18 protein-coding genes and 1 pseudogene are annotated in these 21,586 nt (G+C 44.3%); 10 read left to right on the plus strand and 9 right to left on the minus strand.

Annotation, left to right across the window (positions count from 1 at the left end; genetic code table 11):
• Positions 1-158: 158 nt before the first annotated feature.
• Positions 159-1,535, minus strand: a complete 1,377-nt coding sequence (locus D0A34_24085) for a hypothetical protein (GenBank protein ID UNU21516.1) — start codon at positions 1,533-1,535, stop codon at positions 159-161.
• Positions 1,536-1,707: 172 nt separating this feature from the next.
• The gene (locus D0A34_24090) at positions 1,708-2,811 is read right to left on the minus strand and encodes a CBS domain-containing protein (protein UNU21517.1); all 1,104 of its coding nucleotides are present in this window, start codon (positions 2,809-2,811) and stop codon (positions 1,708-1,710) included.
• A 515-nt stretch (positions 2,812-3,326) separates the two neighbouring features.
• Between D0A34_24090 and D0A34_24095 the strand changes: the two genes are divergently transcribed.
• The gene (locus tag D0A34_24095; protein UNU21518.1) at positions 3,327-4,406 is read left to right on the plus strand and encodes a DUF3616 domain-containing protein; all 1,080 of its coding nucleotides are present in this window, start codon (positions 3,327-3,329) and stop codon (positions 4,404-4,406) included.
• 140 nt (positions 4,407-4,546) lie between these two features.
• On the opposite strand, the gene D0A34_24100 is transcribed toward D0A34_24095, so the two are convergent.
• From D0A34_24100 to D0A34_24125, 6 genes and pseudogenes are all read right to left on the minus strand, one after another.
• Positions 4,547-6,184: an AAA family ATPase gene (locus D0A34_24100; protein UNU21519.1), complete on the minus strand. Its 1,638-nt coding sequence runs from the start codon at positions 6,182-6,184 to the stop codon at positions 4,547-4,549.
• 189 nt (positions 6,185-6,373) lie between these two features.
• Positions 6,374-6,658: a DUF2470 domain-containing protein gene (locus tag D0A34_24105; GenBank protein UNU22442.1), complete on the minus strand. Its 285-nt coding sequence runs from the start codon at positions 6,656-6,658 to the stop codon at positions 6,374-6,376.
• A 193-nt stretch (positions 6,659-6,851) separates the two neighbouring features.
• Complete coding sequence (locus D0A34_24110; protein UNU21520.1) at positions 6,852-8,216, minus strand: WD40 repeat domain-containing protein; 1,365 nt, start codon at positions 8,214-8,216, stop codon at positions 6,852-6,854.
• Positions 8,217-8,344: 128 nt separating this feature from the next.
• Positions 8,345-8,884, minus strand: a complete 540-nt coding sequence (locus tag D0A34_24115; protein UNU22443.1) for an iron reductase — start codon at positions 8,882-8,884, stop codon at positions 8,345-8,347.
• Between the two features lie 285 nt (positions 8,885-9,169).
• A pseudogene (locus D0A34_24120) lies at positions 9,170-9,634 on the minus strand (flotillin family protein).
• A 362-nt stretch (positions 9,635-9,996) separates the two neighbouring features.
• Positions 9,997-10,146 (minus strand): isochorismate synthase, encoded by a 150-nt coding sequence (locus D0A34_24125; GenBank protein UNU21521.1) that lies wholly within the window; start codon positions 10,144-10,146, stop codon positions 9,997-9,999.
• A 499-nt stretch (positions 10,147-10,645) separates the two neighbouring features.
• On the opposite strand from D0A34_24125, the gene D0A34_24130 reads away from it, so the two are divergent.
• The 7 genes from D0A34_24130 to csx3 all read left to right on the plus strand — a co-directional run bounded on the left by D0A34_24130 (position 10,646) and on the right by csx3 (position 16,937).
• Positions 10,646-12,046, plus strand: coding sequence for a nicotinate phosphoribosyltransferase (locus D0A34_24130; GenBank protein UNU21522.1), 1,401 nt, complete (start codon positions 10,646-10,648; stop codon positions 12,044-12,046).
• A gap of 74 nt (positions 12,047-12,120) precedes the next feature.
• Positions 12,121-12,720 (plus strand): nicotinate-nucleotide adenylyltransferase, encoded by a 600-nt coding sequence (locus D0A34_24135; protein ID UNU21523.1) that lies wholly within the window; start codon positions 12,121-12,123, stop codon positions 12,718-12,720.
• The gene (locus D0A34_24140) at positions 12,681-13,430 is read left to right on the plus strand and encodes an NUDIX hydrolase (GenBank protein ID UNU21524.1); all 750 of its coding nucleotides are present in this window, start codon (positions 12,681-12,683) and stop codon (positions 13,428-13,430) included. Before D0A34_24135 ends, D0A34_24140 begins: the two co-directional genes overlap by 40 nt.
• Positions 13,431-13,500: 70 nt before the next feature.
• Positions 13,501-13,794, plus strand: coding sequence for an isochorismate lyase (locus D0A34_24145; protein UNU21525.1), 294 nt, complete (start codon positions 13,501-13,503; stop codon positions 13,792-13,794).
• Between the two features lie 87 nt (positions 13,795-13,881).
• Entirely contained in the window at positions 13,882-15,612 is a 1,731-nt protein-coding gene (locus D0A34_24150) for an NAD+ synthase (protein UNU21526.1), read from the plus strand.
• Between the two features lie 19 nt (positions 15,613-15,631).
• On the plus strand, positions 15,632-16,561 hold the full coding sequence (locus D0A34_24155) for a hypothetical protein (GenBank protein ID UNU21527.1): 930 nt from the start codon (positions 15,632-15,634) through the stop codon (positions 16,559-16,561).
• A 43-nt stretch (positions 16,562-16,604) separates the two neighbouring features.
• Positions 16,605-16,937, plus strand: coding sequence for a CRISPR-associated protein Csx3 (csx3, locus tag D0A34_24160; protein ID UNU22444.1), 333 nt, complete (start codon positions 16,605-16,607; stop codon positions 16,935-16,937).
• Between the two features lie 709 nt (positions 16,938-17,646).
• Here the strand turns inward: csx3 and D0A34_24165 are convergent.
• On the minus strand, positions 17,647-18,552 hold the full coding sequence (locus D0A34_24165; protein UNU21528.1) for a LysR family transcriptional regulator: 906 nt from the start codon (positions 18,550-18,552) through the stop codon (positions 17,647-17,649).
• A 251-nt stretch (positions 18,553-18,803) separates the two neighbouring features.
• On the opposite strand from D0A34_24165, the gene D0A34_24170 reads away from it, so the two are divergent.
• Positions 18,804-19,700, plus strand: a complete 897-nt coding sequence (locus D0A34_24170) for an aspartoacylase (GenBank protein UNU21529.1) — start codon at positions 18,804-18,806, stop codon at positions 19,698-19,700.
• Between the two features lie 170 nt (positions 19,701-19,870).
• Positions 19,871-21,547: a peptidase S8 gene (locus tag D0A34_24175; protein ID UNU21530.1), complete on the plus strand. Its 1,677-nt coding sequence runs from the start codon at positions 19,871-19,873 to the stop codon at positions 21,545-21,547.
• Positions 21,548-21,586 lie beyond the last annotated feature (39 nt).

Below are 21,586 nucleotides of genomic sequence, written 5' to 3' on the forward strand. Positions count from 1 at the left end.
TGCCCGATACTAGCGCCGAAGAGCTACCACAAGCTTATCAAACTTATATAAATTAGCGAACACTGTTCCCGGAAAACTTTATCCTATAAACTTGCTGTCGGGGGCGCAAGGCGCAGCTAATGACTGATGAATGATGACTGATGACTAAGCTGGATATTTTATATTTTTTTATGTTGAGAAAAAATTCTACAGTTATTGATATCAATCAACAACTGCTCTTCTTCATGCTTGTCTGACATATTCACTAAATTATACTGAACATTGTCTCCATAAATAGTTATAGCAATCTGGCTCAATTCTAAAAAATTAATGAGCCACTCACATTCAGTAGCCGAGTCATCTTGATAGTATTGAATTAATCTGGCACAACAAAGTTCTAAGTAGGTTCTGGAATGGGGTGAAATTAAAATAAGTTTGAGAATTAGAATTGCTAGTGTTAAAGGATTTAGTTGAGTAGCGAAGAGTAGAAATAAGGCTGTTGGTTTCCCGGAATTTTCCACAGTCAAACATTTGATTAGATAATTGCAAGTTCTGAGATGCAGGCCTGTACTCAAAGTTTCTCCGTCATTTTCGAGATGAAAAGTCTCTATAATATTAATTATCTTCGATTGGTAAATATCAGTGCCTAAAAGTTTAGATTGGTAATTAAATAAATACTTAATTAGAGATTCCTTAAAGTGCTTGTAAGTAATATTTTGAGTCTCTCTAAGAAAAATATTTGCTAAGCTGCGATAGTTTAAGGAGCCGCGGTTGACCAAAATTATTTTGATTAAACGCAGGGCTTCATCTCCTAAAAGTGTGGGATTATGATAATTATTTAATTGGGATGTAGCAGACTGAGAGCGAGAGGTATACATTGCTAGGTCAAACTTGTATTTTTCTTTGAGCTGCTGCGACAATAGTCTGGCAGCTTGGCGTTCTTCGGGGGTGTTTTTAGGATCTAGATATTGAGTGGCTAGCAAATAAGGCTGATAGCGAGAAGTCCAGTGATTTTGTAGTGGCTGGTAGTCCTCGTACTTTAATACAAATAACTTTAGCTCTTCATAGTCTTTGCTGCTGAGAAAGTTGGTCAGCCACACTCTCAGTATTTTGAGACAATTGTCGGGGTGGCGTTCGCTAAGGGTTCTATCGCTAATAATTTTAATTAAGTCGCGAGCCAGTTGGTATTGTTTCTGAGTAATCCAATTATTTAATAAGATGTAAATGCAGCGTTTAAATAAGTAGTTAAATTCTAGTTGAGAGTCAAATTCAATTATTGTGTTTAAAGCTTGAATTAATGTGGGGTTAGCTGGAGGAACCAATTGGATAAATATGTTTTTAAATTGTTGCAAAACTACTTCTGATGGCGAGTTTTTGATGTGATATATAAAAAATTTGTAAATGATATCTTGAGCTGCGGAAACCGTCAGCGCTGATTTTTGTAATTGAGCTGTTGGCTGAGGGGTGAGAGCCTCTGGTAATATATTGTTTGTCAGAGCAGGCAGAACTTTTGACTCTGTTGTTTCGGATTGAGAGGAAAACTGCTGAGATGGCATAGCGTCCTCGCTCAGATGATCAATACACTATTATAGTTATCATCCTTGATTTGCAGCTAATAATTTAGTGTTTCACTTGGCTTTTGTCCAGCTACAGTTAACCCCCCCGATCGCCCTTTTGGTAAGGGGAAATCGAGGGGGTTAACTGTTATTTGTCAAGTATCTGAGAATATCAAGCAGGGTTCGCTTCGGCTTGTCTTTGTAGCAGGCGGGCAATTTCAGCTTTTTCTACAAGTCCGACGAGGACACCGTTTTCCCGAATGACGGGGAGTTCTTGTACTTTTAGCTGTTCTAGGAGGGTGACTACTTCGAGGAGGGATAATTCTGGTTTGACGGTTGTGGAAAATTCGATCGGCTTCAGGAGTTCTTTAACTAAAACTTGGGGCCAAGTTCCGGTAGGAATGGTTTTGAGGTCGTCTAGGTCGATCGCCCCTACCAATTGTCCGGCATCATCTGTTGCCAGGAACCTGCGCCAGGTTTGAGTGCTACCGATCACGTAGTTGTTGGCAAATTCTCTGAGGGACAAGTCTTGCGAGACGATCGGACTTTCGGGGGTCACAGCATCTGCGGCTGTCAGCCCTGCCAGTTTATTTTGGACTGTGGCATATTGGGCAGATTGACCGGCATTTTGCAGTAAGAACCAACCGATTACTAGATTCCAAATATTGCCGAATACGCCTGTAGCAATGGCAATCCAACCAATTATCTGACCGACGCGGCTAGCAAAAATTACACCTTTGTAAGGGTTGCCAGTAATTTTCCAGACGATCGCTTTGAGGATGTTGCCACCGTCGAGGGGCAAACCGGGAATTAAGTTAAATAAGGCTAAAACTAAGTTGATCGAAGCTAAAAGTCCGACGATGGCGGCTGCGGGGCCTGTGAGACCAGCACCGATGCCGATCGCTGTTAACAAACCGGATAAAAATAAGCTCACCAACGGGCCTGCAATCGCTACCCAAAATGCTTCGGCTGGGGTTTTGGATTCTCTTTCTAAATTAGCCAGTCCGCCAAACAGAAATAGCGAAATCGATTTCACGCCAATTCCCTGTTTAATGGCTACCCAACTGTGTCCTAATTCGTGGGCTAAGACGGAAGCAAATAACAGTAACGCTGTGAATAATCCCAGCATCCAGGGCGCTACGGGGCCCAATGTGGGAAACAGGGCAGCTAATGCGCCGCCGTACTGCCAGGTTACTAAACCCAGAACTAAAAACCAAGATGCGTTGACAAAGAAGGGAATCCCAAACAGGTTGCCGACGCGAAATGTACCGTTCATAATGGCTACCTCTAATTTTACGAATGAGAGGTTTTTCTCTCTGTCTCCTTATCGTAACGAAACGTAACGGCGATGTTAATGCTTCAATTAGGGTGTTATCCGTCTGTGGAGGTTCGGTTTGCGGAATAATCACCGCCGACTGCGGTTGGCCCCGCCAAGGGTTAAAAATCCCTATCTCAAAAGGGAAGTTCTCGCTATGAGGCTTGAGGAGGATATTTGTTTTAGTTTTCTGTTTTAATTTTCAATGGGTTTTAACTCACATCTTGCACCTCTGTCATGAACAGGCAAGATGCCTGTTCCACAACAGATGAATTTTCTTTCTTGTGGGCCGTTGCTCCTAGCCCGCCCATAAAAGCCTTATTGAAAATCGTGCATCATCTAACTTTTAACCGAATGCAAGCTTTGAGAGGGGGAATTAATCCCCCGACTGACTATTACAACTGTGGCAAGATATCAGTTTCAAGCAACTTTAGCTATAATGACTTACCCTAAGAATAGTTTTGGTGCTAATAATTATGCCAGAATCTTTTTTGCTCGGTCGGCTGCTGCTGCAATTCAACAGCGAAGCGGCTGATATTATTACAGACTTATCCGCTGTTGCTTTAACTCCCGATGGTCATTTGTGGCTGGGTTCCGATGAAACGACTTCGATCGAGCGTTTGTCGCCTGTGGCGCCTCATATTTTTGGAGAACATCAAAGATTTGCGCTCGCCGATTTTATCGATTTTTCCGAGCAAGCTGGTGAAATCGATATTGAAGGAATTGATTTCAACAGCGATTATCTTTGGTTTGTGGCTTCTCACAGCACCAAACGCAAGAAAGCTAAAGGCAAAGACCCGAATAAAGACATTCAAAATTTAGCAAAAATAGAGACGGAGATCAACCGTTATTTGCTGGCACGAATTCCTGTAAAAAACGGGACTTTGTGCAAGTCAATTTCCCATCCTGAAAATCCCAAAAACCAACTGAAAGCGGGATACCTTCAGCCGACAAAAACGGGGAATTTGCTGACTGATGCGCTGAAAGATGACAGCCATCTCGGTCTATTTTTATCTGTGCCGATTCCGAGTAAAGAAAATGGTTTTGATATTGAAGGGTTGGCGGTGCGCGGCAATCGGATTTTTCTTGGTTTACGGGGACCTGTACTGCGGGGTTGGGCGATAATTTTAGAAATAGAAGTGCAAGAGTCTAAACAGGGGGTTTTAAAGCTAAAGGCTATTGGTGAAGCCGGCAAGTTTTACAAGAAACATTTTGTTGATTTGAACGGTTTGGGGGTGCGAGAATTGTGCTGGAACGGGGAAGATTTGATTGTTTTAGCCGGGCCGACGATGACTTTATCGGGGGCGATGAGGGTTTTTCGGTTAAAGGGGATTTTAGGGCGATCGGGCGACAGTATTACTGGACAAGATGGGGGAGATTTGGAGGTATTGTTTGACTTGCCTTTTAAGGTTGGTACGGACAATGCTGAGGGATTGAGCCTGTTTCCATATTTGGGGGAGCAAAATTCGCTGTTAGTTGTTTACGATTCGCCGGATGCGGGGAGAATGGTGGAGAAAACTGCTATTCTTGCTGATGTTTTTAAATTAGGTTCCTAGTAGTAGGGTGCGTCATAAAGGGAGATATTTGAGATAATTAATCAGCCATGAACGGACGCACCATGCGATTAGGAAGGTGCGTCAGATGGAATTTTTCCGAGAATTAATTAGACATGAACTGACGCACCCTAGAAATTAAGTTAATTGTCGATCGCATCCCTCCGCCGCTGGCTGTAGCGTTTCAATTCATCAATTAAGTGAGTATCGTTAGAAGCTGTTCTCGCGCCCGCTTCCGCCGCCCAGCGCTTCAAATCTTCAATTTGCGATCGCGCGATCGCAGCTAAAGGTACAGTATCCTCGATCGACCTCAAAATATCCTCGGTCATCAAATCTCGGCGCTGTCCGTTTACAAACGTTCCAAAGGCCCGATACAACCCATCTATTACGACTTGTTCAATTTCTGCACCGCTAAAATTCTCAGCGCGTTTCGCCAAAACTCCCAAATCAAACTCGCGCAATCTAGTTGGTCGCAAACGCTGCAAATGCACTTTAAAAATATCTTGCCGTTCCGATTCAGAGGGCAAATTTAAAAAGAAAATTTCATCAAATCTGCCTTTTCTGAGCAACTCTGCAGGCAAAATCCTGACGTTATTTGCAGTTGCGACAATAAACACCGGACTGGTTTTTTCCTGCATCCAAGTAATCAAACTGCCGAATACCCGGCGCGAAGTTCCCGAATCGCCGTCGCTGCCGCTGATAATGTTGCCGAAGGCTTTATCTATTTCATCGATCCACAAAACGCAAGGTGCGATCGCCTCTGCTAATTGTATCATTTGCCTGACGCGACTTTCGCTTTCCCCGACCACGCCGCCAAACAATCTCCCAGTATCCAATCGCAACAGTGGCAAACGCCATTCTGAGGCGATTGTTTTCGCTGATAAGGATTTGCCCGTTCCTTGAATTCCTACTAACAAAACGCCTTTAGGATTGGGTATTCCGTAGCGGCGCGCTTCGTCAGTAAAAGCATCTTGCCGCATTTTTACCCACTGTTTCAAATTCTCCAAGCCACCCACACTTTTTAGGGATTCTCGGGAGTTAAAAAACTCCAAAATGCCCGTTTGGCGAATTGCTTGCTGTTTTTCCTCCAAAACTCCGTCAATATCTGACTCGTTAATTTGCTGTTTGGCGGCCAAAGCTTTAGCCAAAACCCGCCCGATTCTAGCGCGGCTCAAACCCTGACAAGCTTTAACCAACTGTTCCCTTGCTAAACCGCTAACTTGCAACTGTTGCGGTTTTTCCACAACGTGGGAAATTAAACTGTCGATTTCTTGGACGTTGGGCAAAGGAAAATCAATTACTGTTACTTCTTCTTTCAATTCCTCCGGCAATTCCAGCGTGTGAGAAGTGAGGACGATCGTTTTTTTGCTGCGCTTCAATTCCCGCGTTAAGTTCCGCAATTCCCGCACTACCGCCGCATTTTTTTCGGTGTATGGATATTTCAAAACAGGGTGCAAATCCCGCAGAACAAATATGGTATATTCTTCAACAGCAGTTTTGCTGACGCGATCGAGCGCCGCCATTACCGAACCTTTCCCAGAAGCATTATCTTCCCAGCCGCGCACGAGATCCCAGAACAATACTCGGCGCGCGGGAGTTACTTGCAGCGCTACTTGGGCAATTACAGCCTCGATCGGTTCCTCCTCGACGCCGACAATGTACAGCAGCGAATAGCGGGCGCGAATCATCAAATCTATTCGCTTTACCAGGGCGTCGAAGTGGTTATTTTTACTGCCCTTGACGGTATCTAATTCTCGGGATTGAGGGTAATTTTCGGTCATTTTATTTGATATTTTAGATGTATATTCAACTTTATTAAATATTTTGTTGGCAGTCAGGACTTTAGCCCTTAAAAAGCATTTAACCGGAGTCAAGGTTTGTAGTAAGGAATTGAGTCCTTAACAACTATTTAAGCGGACTAAAGTCTGTACTGCGAACGTTAAAATTATAACAGGATAGTCCGCAATTGACTACTTAGCAACTTTTCGAGCTTGTTTCACCATTTCAATGAGAGTGTGGTGAGCATCTTCGGCGTCTTTTAAAGTGCGATCGAATTTAACTCTTACAGGCACTGTTTCGTCGTTGACTTTAGCGGTTAAATCCATACCGTTGGCATCAATAGCGAGCATTTGAGCTTCTGTTGCCTGCGGTTGGTCGCCAAATGCTTGAGCGTATAGCACGACAGCACTAGCGTGGTCTTCGTTCATGTGAGTGCAGATGCGATCGCTAATCTCAGTAGAAAACGGTTCTGACATGGGAGATTCCTCAGATGCAATATCGATCGATTGTACTGCGATCGGTACAAAGATTTCAACCGCGATCAATTGCATCAAGAGTTATGAGTGAGAGAAAAGGAGAAAGAAGCAAGAACCAGAAGACAATAACATCGAGTTATTCAGTAATTCATCAAGTCCTAATTAAACCTAATTAGCGAGATAATTAGTAAGATTAATTCCACCCTTGCCACGGGTTAACTTCAAGCACCCCAGAGGGTTTAAACACTACCTGAAATTGACTCAAAATCTTGGCTTGACGAGCAGCTTTACGATAGGAAGGAAGAGAAGTTTCTTGGAGGAAATTAACCGCTTCTTGGTTTAGTGGCTGATAATCTATAATTCCCCCTTCTTCATCCACGGCAACCCGATAAACTAATGAAGTGTTGAAGGTGGGAGTCGAGCGCCAACTCTTGTCAATTTGGTCGTAAACTTTCCGGTTCAACTGTGCAATTTCACCGGGGGAGAGAATTTCCGACGGTGCTGCCTCTACCTCTGGTGCTGGAGAATTAACCTGAGTCGCAATCGGGACAGGTACAGGCCAAAGCTTAATAGTTTCATCTGCGCTACCGCTGGCTAAAACAGGATTTTGAGAGCTAAAAGCGACAGACCAAACAGGCTTAGAATGAGCCGCAAAAGTTGTCATCAGTTCGCCCGTTGTCAACTTCCACAGCTTGATAGTTTTGTCGTAGCTGCCACTAGCTAAAGCCTGTCCATCCTGGCTAAAAGCAACTGACAGCACCGGGCCGGAATGCCCTGTTAATGTATGCAAAACTTTGCCCTTTGTAAACTGCCACAGCTTAACAGTTTTATCCGCACTGCCACTCGCTAAAGTTTTGCCGTCAGGACTGAATGCAACTGAGTTCGCCGACCCAGAATGCCCAGTGAGGGTGTAATTGCCGCCATCATCAAGCCACCAAATCTTAATAGTTCCATTCTCGCTGCCGCTTGCTAAAATTTTACTGTCCCGGCTAAAAGCGACAGATTGAATCCAGTCTGTATCTGGAAGTGTGCTGAGTAGTTTCCCATCGGAAAAATTCCACACTTTTACAGTTTTGTCGGTACTTCCAGAAGCGAGTAACCTTCCATCAGGACTGATACTTATTGCCTTGACATCATCCGCATGACCTTTCAAGGTATTGATGAGTATGCCAGTTTTGAGATTCCACAATTTAATCCGGTTATCCCAACTCCCGCTAGCCAAAACATTGGCATCAGGACTAATGGCTAGGGATTCAATTGCATCGGTATGTGCTTTTAAGGTGTAAAGCAATTCGCCGGTTTGCAAGCTCCAGATTTTGATAATGCCGCGATAACTGCCGCTGGCTAAAGTTTTGCCGTCGGGACTGAGTGCGATCGCGTAAATCCACCCAGAATTATCTTTAAAACTGGTAGAATATTGAGTTAACAGCCCCGATTTAAACTGCGATACAGTTGTTTCTAATTCCGTAAAAGACCTATACCAGCCGATGCCCGCCGCAGTTACAACTGCTGTTAATGTGAAGGTCAAAATTTTCCCTTTAACTGCTTTTGATCTCATAAACACGAGCTCCCACACTCAGTTTATATAAAATAAACTTCCCGATTTCAATTTAAGAAATTTATGGCGGAAGTTTCGGCTGCATTCTACCTTTGAGAAATCCTCTCCACCACTCTTGTTTAGCACTGTTACTTTGCCTTTTGTTGACTTGTTTTTTTCTTTTTTAGATGGCGCTGATTCAATATTCGAGCGAGGAATAAAAGTAGTATGGCGGTTATAGCTGCAATTCCAACAGGCGTTAAATATGTCCAGTGATTGGCCATTTTATCCAAGATATGCCAGGTTAATAAAAACATAGCAAGGTAAGTGAGACGCTGCAAATTTTTCCAATTTTTCTTAAGTCTTTTCACGCTCCAATCGTTAGAGGTGATAGCCAAAAGAGTAAAAATAATGAATGTTGCTACTCCCTGGAAGTAAACAAAATAAGTTTTGATATCAAAGATATCAAAGTTTCTTTGTTTGAAAAAGATGAATCCGTGAAGTACAGATAAAAAGAAAGAGAGCAGACCAATGAGGCGACGATATTTCAGCAGCCATTGGGGAAATCCCGTTGTTTTTGTAACAGGGAAAACAATTATCAAATTGGTGGGAAGCAGTGTGAGAATATAGGCTGTTAAGGCAGCGAACCCCCAAAAACTCGCCTGAGAAAATGTATCTAAATCCATCATTAAAAGTTGCATAAATTACTCTCATTGCTAAATAGGTAAACTTTAATTCTACGTAGGCTAGCATTGGAAAATGGCCCTGTCAATTAAGTTTTAATTGGAGAAAAAAATCGTCGCAAAAATAGCTGGTTAAAAGTTGAGTTTTTAACTCTAACCAATGTCAGCTAATGCTGACCTTGGGTTGAGGAGATTAGCTGAAGTTTTGGCTAGGTATGGTGCCCAACTACAAACTGGTAATACCCCCTTTCAATAAGAGAGGACTGAAATCCTCAATACAAACTGCCCAGCCTAACTAAAAGATCGATCGTCAAACGGCAATTCATCAAACCGCGAATCAATATCAGCCTCAGAATTCGCAACAGGGGAATTAGCGCGAGATGCCGGCGGCTTAACAGAATTCACCTGGGCTACTGATAACTTGGCCGCAGGTTCCGATTTCTGTAGGTTAACTACCGGCAACTCGCCGCCATTTTCTCCATTTTTGCTCGTTTGATTCCACATCATCATTCCCAGCAAACCATCAACCAAACCGCCGCCGCTACCGTTCCCTGTTACCGCAACATCTGGCACAACTCGCACGTTGCGATCGCCTATAATTTGCATTAACTGCAAAGCCGTATAACCCGAACCACCCAAAGCGACAACACCCGCGCGATAAGCTTCAGCTTGAGCATTTCCCTTCACCCGAATCGACTCAGCTTCGCCTTGAGCTTGTTTCACCTGAGAATTCGCTTTCAACTCAGAAATCTTCACGTCGGCGTTGCTTAATCTGGGTATGAAAAAAATAACTTGAAAATCCCGAAGTTTTGTGAATACTGGTTTCTATGACTTGCATATTTAGCCTTTCATACCCTAAATCAGCCACGCCAAAATCTTTATTTTAAAAGCTTACTCTACACTGAATATACCTTTTGTCAATTGGGGAAGTTCAGTGTAATTGGTGATTGGTAATTGTAGGTTGGGTAGAAGGAAGGGAAACCCCACCTACAATTACTATTAACAGTCAAAGTCAAAAGTCAAAAGTCAAAAGTTAACAGTCAACAATTAATTGTTAACTGTTGACTGTTAAACTGAATGCCTGTACCGAACTCGCTAGGAACTGCGTGAATGGCTGTTCAGTCTCTCGATTTAGAAGTTTTGGAGAGCTTACCTTCAAAAGGTTGAACTCCACTATTTGGATAGTTGTCATCGCTAGGGCTAAAAATCCGCACCGCTGCTTCCGAAACGTAACGCATCGCGTTTGCCAAAGATTTAGAAAGATTCATAGAATCTGCCTCTCTTATCTGGGTTCTGATACTTATTAGATTACTCGGATTTTTGGGCTATGAATGACTTTAGCAATATTTATTTGAATTACTTATTGGTCTGCAACATTGAAGCAAGCTGAAGGTTTTAGGAATTACGCATTGTTGGACGATCGACCTTTTGCTGGTAGATTTTTCCTTACTCAACTGAAGGTGTCGCGATCGCCCTCCCGACGCTCAGAAACCGGGTTGTCTAACTCTATTCAAAGGCTACAAGGAAATATTTTCGCAAAAAACCCGGAACGCTTGAGTGTTTGTGGTTAATTCCTGAGTTTGTTAAATTAAGTATTTATATTGGTTTTACCATAATATTAATGTACAAATTAACCAAAATCCGCTATTAAAGGGCATAATCAGCGAATTTTTCCGACAAATATCTGCAATCTTTATCAAATATTTACAAAAAGATATAGTGTTTGTCACTATAATTAAAAAAAGAAGTTTGTCCGGGGTTTTTCTTATGAAAACTACCACAGAAAGCCTGCAGCTCACAGGTTTTGAAGAAATCTTAGAAGACCAGGAACTAACGGTTTCTTCAGCAGATTACAGCCTTTTGACCGATCTCTACCAGCTAACCATGGCTGCTTGTTATGTCGGGGAAGGACTCGACGGGCGGGTCGCGAGTTTTGAATTATTCGCGCGCAGGCTGCCAGAGGGTTTTGGCTACGCGATCGCGATGGGTTTGGCCCAAGTTCTCGATTATTTGGAGAAATTTCGGTTTTCGCCGGCGCAAATAGAGGCTTTGCAGTCCACTGGGATTTTTGCAGGTGCCCCGGAGCGATTTTGGACTTTACTCGCCACAGCCCGCTTTACTGGCGATGTTTGGGCGGTGCCGGAGGGGACGGCGGTGTTTGCCAACGAGCCTCTGCTGCGAATTGAGGCTCCTCTGTGGCAGGCTCAGTTAGTGGAAACTTATTTATTGAATGCCATAAATTATCAAACTTTGATAGCGACGCGGGCAGCGCGGCTGCGCGATGTGGCGGGCCCGGAGGCTAAGTTGCTTGAGTTCGGGACGCGCAGGGCTTTTGGGCCTCAAGCTGCTGTTTGGGCGGCTAGGGCTGCCCTGGCTGCGGGATTCGATGGAACTTCTAATGTTTTGGCTGCTTTGAAGTTGGGCCGCAAGCCTGTCGGTACGATCGCCCATGCTTTGGTAATGGCTGTGGCTGCCCTCGAAGGCAGCGAGAATCAGGCGTTTGCAGCTTTTCACCGCTATTTTCCGGGGGCGCCGCTGCTGATCGATACTTATGATACTGTGGCGGCGGCGCGGATGTTGGCCGATCAAGTCAACAGCGGTGAAATGCAGTTGGAAGGCGTGCGGCTGGATTCGGGCGATTTGGCGGTGCTGTCTCGGGAAGTTCGATCGATCCTTCCGGGTGTTCCAATTTTTGCTAGCGGCGATTTGGACGATCGAGAAATTGCGAAATTAAAAAGTAGCGGCGCTTGCATTGACGGTTACGGTTTGGGAACGAAGTTGGTCAGCGGTTCCCCTGTCAACGGTGTTTATAAGTTGGTGGAAATTGACGGAATTCCGGTGATGAAAGAGGCAAGCGGCAAGGTAACATATCCAGGAAGAAAGCAAATTTTTAGACATATTGAAAATGGGCAAATTCTCGGAGATTGTTTGGCATTGTCAGGAGAAAATATTAAGAATTGCGCTTCTATACCATTAATGAAATTGGTTGTCAAGGACGGCAAACGAGTCCAGAACCAGGAAAGTTTGGAGGAGATCGCCAAACGCACTGCTGCTTCTGTCGCCAGTCTTCGACCCGAAACTCGCCAACTTGACAACCCGATTTCGCCGCAGGTGGAAATTTCTCCAGATTTGCAGAGTCTCACCCAAAAAACGAAAAAGAGTCATTAGTCAGTAGTCATTAGTCAGTAGTCCTTTGCCGAAATTTTAATTACCCATTACCCATTACTCATTACCGATTCCCTATGCAGAAGATTGCTCTTTTTGGAACCAGTGCCGATCCACCCACAGCAGGACACAAAACAATTCTGAGTTGGCTTTCCCAACATTTTGATTGGGTAGCAGTTTGGGCGTCGGACAATCCTTTTAAGTCGCACCAGACTTCTCTAGAACACCGATCGGCAATGCTGCTGTTAATGATTCAAGAAATTAATTCGCCCAGACACAATCTTTGCTTGTATCCAGAACTCAGCAGTCCGAGGACGGTGGAAACTGTGGAACAAGCAAGATTGCTGTGGCCGAATGCAGATTTGACGCTGGTAATAGGTTCTGACTTGGTGGGGCAACTGTCTCGCTGGTACAAATTTGAACAATTGTTAAAACAAGTGGAGTTGCTGATAGTACCGCGACCCGGTTATCCGTCAGAACAATTAGATTTGTGGCAGTTGAGGCGCCTGGGTGCAGACGTGGCGATCGCATCTTTGAGTGCTCCCAATGTTTCTTCTACTTCCTATCGGGAAACAGGAGACAGGGAAGCTCTGACTCCGACCATCGAAGATTACATCAATAGGGAGCATTTGTACGCATGGCACGAGGCACGAAAAAGGGCGAAGGTTGCTCATTAGCTGACTTTAAAGTAGGAGTAGATAATGTGATTTTCTCCGTCGATGCCGTGCAGAACCGCTTGTTGGTGCTGTTGGTAATGCGGCAAGACGAACCGTTTATCGATTCTTGGAGTCTTCCCGGTACTTTGGTGCGGCACGGAGAGTCTCTTGAAAATGCGGCTTACCGAATTTTGTCTGAGAAAATTCGGGTAAAAAATTTGTATCTGGAGCAATTGTATACTTTCGGAGAACCGGGGCGCGATCCTCGGGAATTTACCAGGGGCGATCGCTATCTTTCGGTGAGTTATTTTGCTTTGGTTCGCTTTGAGGAAGCTGAGTTAATTGCTGGGAGTGTAGTGGCGGGTGTGGGCCACCGCGTCGGCGGCATTGCTTGGTATCCCGTGCAACAAGTTCCACAGCTTGCCTTCGATCACAATCAAATTCTCGAATACGGATACCGGCGACTGCGTAACAAACTTGAATACAGTCCGGTAGCTTTTGAAGTTTTGCCGGAGCTTTTTACTTTGAGCGATTTGTATCAGCTTTATACAACTATTTTGGGGGAAAGTTTTTCGGATTATTCTAATTTTAGATCTCGATTGTTAAAATTGGGTTTTTTGTGCGATACCGGTGTTAAGGTTTCGCGGGGGGCTGGCCGCCCTGCTAGTTTGTACCGCTTTGATGCAGCCGCTTTTGCTCCTTTCAAAAATAAGCCGCTGGTGTTTATCTAGCTGTTCCTTGGATGACATTCGGGGAGCAATTTAGTAACATTAGAATAGAAGCTATTAAGGAGTGCAGACTATGAAAGACCCTGATGAATGCGCTAATATTCACGAAGTTCGGGACGAAATTGATATCATCGATCGAGAAGTGATCGAGGCTTTGAGCAAGAGATTTCAATACGTCATCGCTGCAGCAAGGTTCAAAACGAGTGAAGCTAGCGTTAAATCGTTCGATCGCTTTCACGATATGTTACAGCAGCGGCGCGAGTGGGCTCAAGAATCGGGTTTGAATCCTGATGTGGTTGAAAATATTTACCGGGATTTGGTAAATTATTATATTGAGGAAGAGTTGAAACATTACAAACCTGAGTAATTTTTCGCTACATTCAAATCTAAGACTATAGGAAAGTGAGTCCGCGCGGGCGGATTGTTAGCAATATTTATTAAGTAATTTGGTGATATGAAAATTGCGATCGCACAACTCAATCCTACTATTGGTGATATCTTTGGCAACTCCAACCTAATTCTGGAGGCTGCGAAAAAAGCTGAGGTTGAGGGCGCAAACTTATTGCTAACACCGGAACTTTCCCTGATCGGTTATCCGCCGCGCGATTTGTTAATCAATCCGAGTTTCATTGCAGATGCAGGTGCACAGTTGCTGCAACTGGCACAAGCTTTGCCGCCGGAGTTGGCAGTCATAGCCGGCACTGCCTTACCTAATGCTAATGCTGTTAAACTCGGCGGAAAATCATTGTTTAATAGCGCTGTTTTGTTGCAAAATGGCGCCGTCAAACAAGTTTTTCATAAACGCTTGTTGCCTACTTATGATGTATTTGATGAAGATAGATATTTTGAACGGGGAGAAAACAGCAATTACTTTTCTCTTGGCGAAGTCAAAATCGGCGTGACAATTTGTGAAGATTTGTGGAACAATGAGGAGTTTTGGGGTAAACGCAGTTACGCAGGCGATCCTGTTTCCGATTTGGCAAAATTGGGTGTAGATTTAGTGCTGAATTTGTCGGCATCGCCTTATTCTGCGGGGAAGCGGAAAGTGCGATCGGCGATGTTGCAGCACAGCGTCATCCGCTGCGGGATACCGATTATTTACGCTAATCAGGTAGGGGGAAATGACGATATTATTTTTGACGGCAGCAGTTTTGCTGTGAATCGAAAGGGTGATTTAATTCAGGTATTAGCTTCTTTTGAAACAGATTTTGCGGTGCTGGAATATGACGCAGCTAAACAAGATTTAGTTGGCAGCCATCAGCAAAATGCAGCAGGAAGTGAGGCGGCGCCGTTGAGTTTTTATCCTGCCGAGGGAGATGCAGAAATTTGGGCTGCTTTGGTTTTGGGAGTACGAGATTATGTCCGCAAGTGCGGTTTTTCTAAGGTTGTACTCGGTTTGAGTGGCGGGATAGATTCAGCTTTGGTGGCTGCGATCGCCAGTTGCGCGATCGGGCCCGAAAATGTTCTAGGGGTGCTGATGCCTTCTCCTTATAGTTCAGATCATTCGGTTAATGATGCTTTGGAATTAGCCCGAAATCTGGGCATCGCGATCGAACTATTGCCGATCGGCGATTTGATGAAAACTTACGATCGCACTCTCGCCAATTTGTTTGTCAACACAACTTTCGGGATTGCTGAGGAAAATATTCAATCGCGGATTCGAGGCAATCTGTTGATGGCAATTTCTAATAAGTTCGGACATTTGCTGCTTTCGACGGGCAATAAGTCGGAAATGGCCGTGGGTTACTGCACTCTCTACGGCGATATGAATGGGGGATTGGCGGTGATTTCCGATGTGCCGAAAACTAGGGTTTATTCGCTTTGTCGGTGGCTGAATTCTGGGAGTGAGAAGGTAAAAAATCAGGCCCAGTGGGAAAAGGAAGTTATTCCGGTTAATATTATTAGTAAAGCGCCGAGTGCTGAACTGAAACCGGGACAAATTGACCAAGATTCTTTGCCGGATTACGATGTTTTGGATGACATCTTGCAGCGGTTGATCGAACATCACGAATCTGCCCAACAAATTGTCGCTGCAGGACACGATGAAGCGGTGGTTAAACGTGTAGTAAAATTAGTGAGGCAAGCGGAGTTTAAACGGCGGCAAGCAGCCCCGGGTTTGAAAATTAGCGATCGAGCTTTTGGTACCGGTTGGCGGATGCCGATCGCCAAATCTTCATTTTATTAAAGGCATCATTAAACGCAAAATGGTTAACATCGACGGTAGTTTCGGCTTCGATTTTCTCCTGGGAACTCTCAGCAACGATACGATTAGAGGATTTGCGGGTAATGATACTGTTCAAGGTTTGGGGGGAAACGACCGAATTTTTGGCGATCGGGAAAATGATTTGCTAGCAGGAAATGAAGGCGCTGATACGCTGTCGGGCGGTCAGGGAAGCGATACAATCTATGGAGGACAAGACTCCGATTGGATGTTTGGCGATCGGGGTAACGATTTGCTAATAGGCGGCGAAGGCGGGGATATCTTGACAGGAGGCGCAGGCGATGATTTATTTGTGATTGAAAGAACCTCCGCCGCATCTACTATTACTGAAGCCGATACAATTACAGATTTTGGCAATGGCAATGATAAAATTGTCTTGACAGAAGGCATGAAGTTTAGCGATTTAGAGCTTTCTGTTTCCGACAACCAAACTATTATGAAAGATAAAAATTCGGGCAAATATTTAGGAGTTGTTTCGGGAAATTCTAATCTGACTGAATCCAACTTTATGTCGCTGTTTGGTCAACTAGATAAGGGTCAGCTTTTGCCAATTTCGGTTAACACGACTATAGCCGATCGCGCGATCGGACTGGAAGTGGCGCAAACTCCCCAAGAACAAGCCACAGGTTTAATGTTTCGGACAGAATTACCCGAGGACAGAGGAATGTTTTTCCCGATCGAACCAGCGCGAAACGTGCGTTTTTGGATGAAAAACGTGTTGATTGAACTCGATATGGTTTTTCTGCGGGAAGGCGTAGTGCAGGCGATAATTCCTAACGTACCGCCGTGTTTGACCGAAACCTGCCCCAACTACGGCCCGGATGTTCCCGTTGACGGAGTTATTGAACTCAGAGGCGGAAGGGCGGCCCAATTGGGACTCAAAGTTGGCCATCGGATTCCCAATTTATCCTAAAAGGTATATGATTTTATCCCAGCCTTCCACATTTGTGCATCCAATGAATCCTATTGAATTAAAAATAATCCCCAATCAAACTCAAGACGGTTTAGCTTACCAACATTTGCGCTTGCGTATTACAACTCAAGACGGTATCATCACGCCAAATGATTTACAAGGTTTGAAACTTCCTCAAGACGTTCAATTCAGCCAAGGAATTGTCATTGAAGGTAGAGGAGCAATTTGGCTGTACGGGTATTTAGTACACGAATGTCATCCTGCGGCTTGGGTTGGATGTTACGATCCGCGATTAGAAGGTGCCGTGGTAGTAGCGACGCACAAGCACGAGGTATCTGTTGGACAGGTATTAAAATTGAGTTTACCGAGCGATTAAGACTCTCCGTAGCGGGTGTACGGGCTTTGGTTTTGAATGCCAACCCGACTCTTACTCCGGCTCAAGTTGAGTATATCTTGACGACAATAGCCAACCCAAATGGGATACTAGCCTAGAAAGAATAGGCAGCCACTATTCAGAAATATTACTCGCTCGCCATACACCCGCGCGAATCTATTTTGTCCGCACCTCCGCGCGGAGGGGATGTGGATACAATCCAGCAATGGCAAATATGGATTGACTTCGCAGTTAGAAATTTGGCAGAAAGTCGGCGGTTCTAGTTGTCGAACTTGCCAAGGTCAAATTCAAAATTTTAGCAAGCAAGTCGGATAGAACATGAGCTCGCAAGTAAGTCCTATACCAAGGGAGTTTCCAGGCTAGTATCCAACAGTTGCTGCATGAAGTTGGCAAAGTTATGTGGACAGCGATAAAAGCATAACTAGGTACAGTCTTTTTGCTGGCGCGCAGACATGACAAGCGTGGAGAGTTACAAAAATTAATCTGTTTTCTACTTTCGCCCATTGCGGCAAGTAACAGTTAATACCGCATATTCCAGGTTCATGAACTAGAGTAGCAGCTATATTGTGTGGTGTTAATCTGTAGGGTGCGGATCTGCGAGATATTGGATAAAACTTGCAGATTGTTGATGGCAACGCAGCTTACTTGCTGGACTTTTCAAAGCTTTTTACCTATGCCTGTTTCTCACAAATCATTTAGGATTGCTATAAATTGAGAGGGGTTTAATAATATTGAGGAATTGCTGCAAAATGGTGGACGAATGATTATGCCGCCAAACCGCAGTTAATTGAGTGGTTGTCGTTTGTTCCTGAATCTGACGATAGACCACTCCTTCGCGTTGAATATTCTGTACGTGAGATGGCAGAATGCTGATACCTGTTTCGCCTGCGACTAATCCCAAAATTGTGACCATAAACACGGCTGTTTGAGCAACTTTAGGAACAAACCCTGCTTGCGAACATACATGGTAAATTTCCTCAGATAAGCCAGCCACAATCTGATGAAGGGGCATTACAAATTCTTGATCCTTTAGGTCGGAAAGCGAAATTTTGGATTGGGCTGTAAGCGGATGGTTTTTGGGTAAAACGACGACAAGTGGTTCTTGCGTGAGAGACATCGTTTCTAAATCATTCGCTTCAGAAATATCGTGGTAGAGATAGAGAAAAATGATATCAGTCTGGCGATCGCGCAACCTCTGAATTAAGAAAGCGCTGTGTTCTTCCTGCAAAATCAGTTGTACCTCTGGATATTGCTGTCGAAAAGTTCGCAGAATCTCTGGAAAGACACCATTCGCGATCGAACTGGGAAAACCCACCGTCAAATAACCCAATTCACCCTGATCAATGCGCTGGGTTTTATGTACCGCTTGTTCTAACTGTACCAAAGTTGCGCGAGCTTCTTCTAAAAACGCCTGTCCTGCTGGGGTTAGCTGAATCGGGTGACTTTTGCGATCGAATAGCTTCACACCCAGTTCAGCCTCTAAATCTTTAATTTGTTGACTTAGGGGGGGTTGGGCAATGTGCAATCGCTCTGCAGCACGGCTAAAGCTCAGTTCGTCTGCCACTGCAATGAAGTAACGAAGATGGCGAAGTTCCATAGGTTATACGATTTTAGATTTTAGATTTGAGAATAGAACGATTGGGAATGAATGATTACTATCATGGTTGGGAGCACTGGCCTACAGTTACATTCTCTTTTGTAACGGGGATTAAATACTATATTTTTTAAGTATATTGTTATATAAAAAATAGTATTTGACATACAGCACTAACTTCTTTATCTTGAAAGTAATAGTTATAAATTTCGGCACGCAATACCCATTTAAGTATTGCTTAATGAGGATTATTCATGATTTCGCAAGTAATTCGACGAGTTGCAGTTGTGGGAGGAACCCACGGAAACGAGTTGACTGGGGTTTATCTGATTAAGAAGTTTCAACAATTCCCAGACTTACTGAAACGATCGAGCTTTGAGGTGGTTACTCTATTAGCTAATCCTCAAGCGGTAAAGTCCAATCGGCGTTATGTCGATCGCGATTTGAACCGTTGCTTTGCCGAGGAAGATTTGTCTAACCCAGATTTGATGGGTTACGAGAACAGACGTGCTAAGGAAATCTCCGCCCAACTATGTCCGAAAGACGAACATGGGGCTGATGCGATCGTTGACCTTCACAGCACAACGGCCAACATGGGGCTGACAATTTTACCATCTAGCAAACATCCATTCAATTTGCAATTATTAGCTTATTTGAGTGAGATCGAGCCCTCACTGCGAGTTTGTTTGGGAGAGCATTCAGGTCAGGATGCCCCAATGCTTCGATCGCTCTCTGCTTTCGGTTGCACCATAGAAGTTGGGCCAATCGCCCAGGGAGTCATTAACGCCCGTCAGCTTCAGCAAACCGAAATGCTGGTTCACGCCATTCTGGATTATCTCGACGCACAAAATCGGGGAAAGCCGCTTCCTACACCATCACACTTAACTGTATATCAGGCGATCGGCTCAGTAGACTATCCCAGAAACTCAGTAGGTGAACTGCAAGCTGCGATCCACCCCCAACTTCAGTTCAAAGACTATGAACCCTTGCATCCCGGTGAACCGATGTTTCTCACATTTACGGGAGAATCACTCCCCTATCAAGGAGAATCTACTGTTTTCCCTGTATTCATTAACGAAGCTGCCTATTACGAAAAACACATAGCGATGGTTTTGACGCAAAAACAACAGCTTCAGCTTGAAACGGCATAACTTGCCGAAAAATATGACTTTTATGAAATTAGGGTTATGACTTTTATGAACTCAAGCAATGAATTTATGAATTGACTTATCATCTCGCCGATGGAAGAATGTTAATTAATTTAAAATCAAGCATTGTCTCCCGTCAACAAAAGTGAATCTCAAATTATCGGAGCCAATTTATGGAAAGTACGCTCGGTATACTTGCAATCGATCGCGAACAGCAGCCCACCGCAGCATTAACAACCTTTGGTAATAGCGGTCAGCTTAACTTTTTCACTGCATCCAGTCAATTTAACGGTAGCGTCCCTAGCAACGGCTTTGACACTGATAATTTGACAGGGATGGCGATCGGCGAACAACAACAAATAGCAGATTTTGTAGTAGCCCAAAGCAGCGAGATCCTCAGTTACTCAGCCAACAATTACGTCGCTAGCGGTACATCTGCTGCTCAAGAAAAATCGAACTCAGATGCGATCGCTGTCGGCACAGATCCCCTCACAGCGACGAGAACGGCTAATCAGTTGAATTTATCAGACCCAGACAACTCCTTAGCCACTGCACGCAATATTGGTGTTGCTGATAACAATCGCCTCACCTTCAATGATTTTGTCGGAGTTGACGATAACGAGGATTATTACCGCTTTACTATTAACAACAATAGCGATGTAAGCTTGCACATCGATGTTTTGAATGGAGCAGGAATCGAGTTGATTCAAGATAAGAATCGCAACGGCGAGGCTGATTATGATGAACTTCTTGGCAGCGATTATGCCTCACCCGGTGCATCCGGCGAAATAAATTTCTTCAACCTGACTCCTGGAGATTACTATGTCGCAGTTTATAGTTACTTTGACTATAAGAATTACAACCTGAATCTTGCTGCAACGCCTGGTACTGGTTTTAGCAGCAATTACGGATACGGTTTAGTGGATGCAAATGCAGCAGTAGCCCGCACTTTTAACAGTCCAGTTAAGTTCCCCGAAGTTCCTAATTTGGGCGGGAATGATTGGGCAAGAGACATGGTAAATGCGCCGGAAGTTTGGCAGGGGGGAATTACCGGAAATGGCATCGTAGTCGCTGTTGTCGATAGCGGTGTTGACTACACCCATCCCGATTTAGATGCCAATATTTGGCAGAATGCGGATGACATTCCCAATAACCGAATTGACGACGATCGCAACGGATATATTGATGATATTCGGGGTTGGGATTTTGTGTGGAACGACAACAACCCAATGGATGGGGATTTGGACGGTCACGGGACTCACGTAGCAGGTGCGATCGCGGCAGAACGAAATGATTTTGGCATAACTGGAGTTGCCTACAATGCAAAGATTATGCCTGTGAGAGTTTTGCCGGAATTTGGCTATGGGAACTTCAATAATTTTGCTGCTGGAATTCGCTATGCTGCTGATAATGGAGCTAATGTAATTAACTTTAGTATTGGTGGCTGGTCGCCTAGCATGGAGGTTAATGAGGCAATTCAGTATGCCACTAACAAAGGAGTTGTTGTCGTCATGTCAGCAGGAAATGATGGTTTTTATGAACCAGACTATCCAGCTAGATATGCCGATCGCTTCGGAATTGCTGTGGGAGGAATTGATATAAATGGCAGGATGAATCAATTCTTTAACCGTGCAGGTGCCAGACCTTTGGATTACGTAGTTGCACCGGGAGTAGACATCTATTCTACAACTCCCTACAACACCTACGAAACCTACAGCGGCACATCGATGGCAGCCCCTCACGTAGCGGGTGTAGCGGCTTTAGTTTTGAATGCCAATCCGAATCTAACTCCGGCTCAGGTTGAGCAAATTTTGACTGCAACAGCCAATCCAAACTGGGTAATTGTCTAGAAACTGCCCGTACAGAAACATCCCTGTAATTACTGGCAA

This window comes from Microcoleus vaginatus PCC 9802, assembly GCA_022701275.1.
Taxonomy (GTDB): Bacteria; Cyanobacteriota; Cyanobacteriia; order Cyanobacteriales; family Microcoleaceae; genus Microcoleus; species Microcoleus vaginatus_A.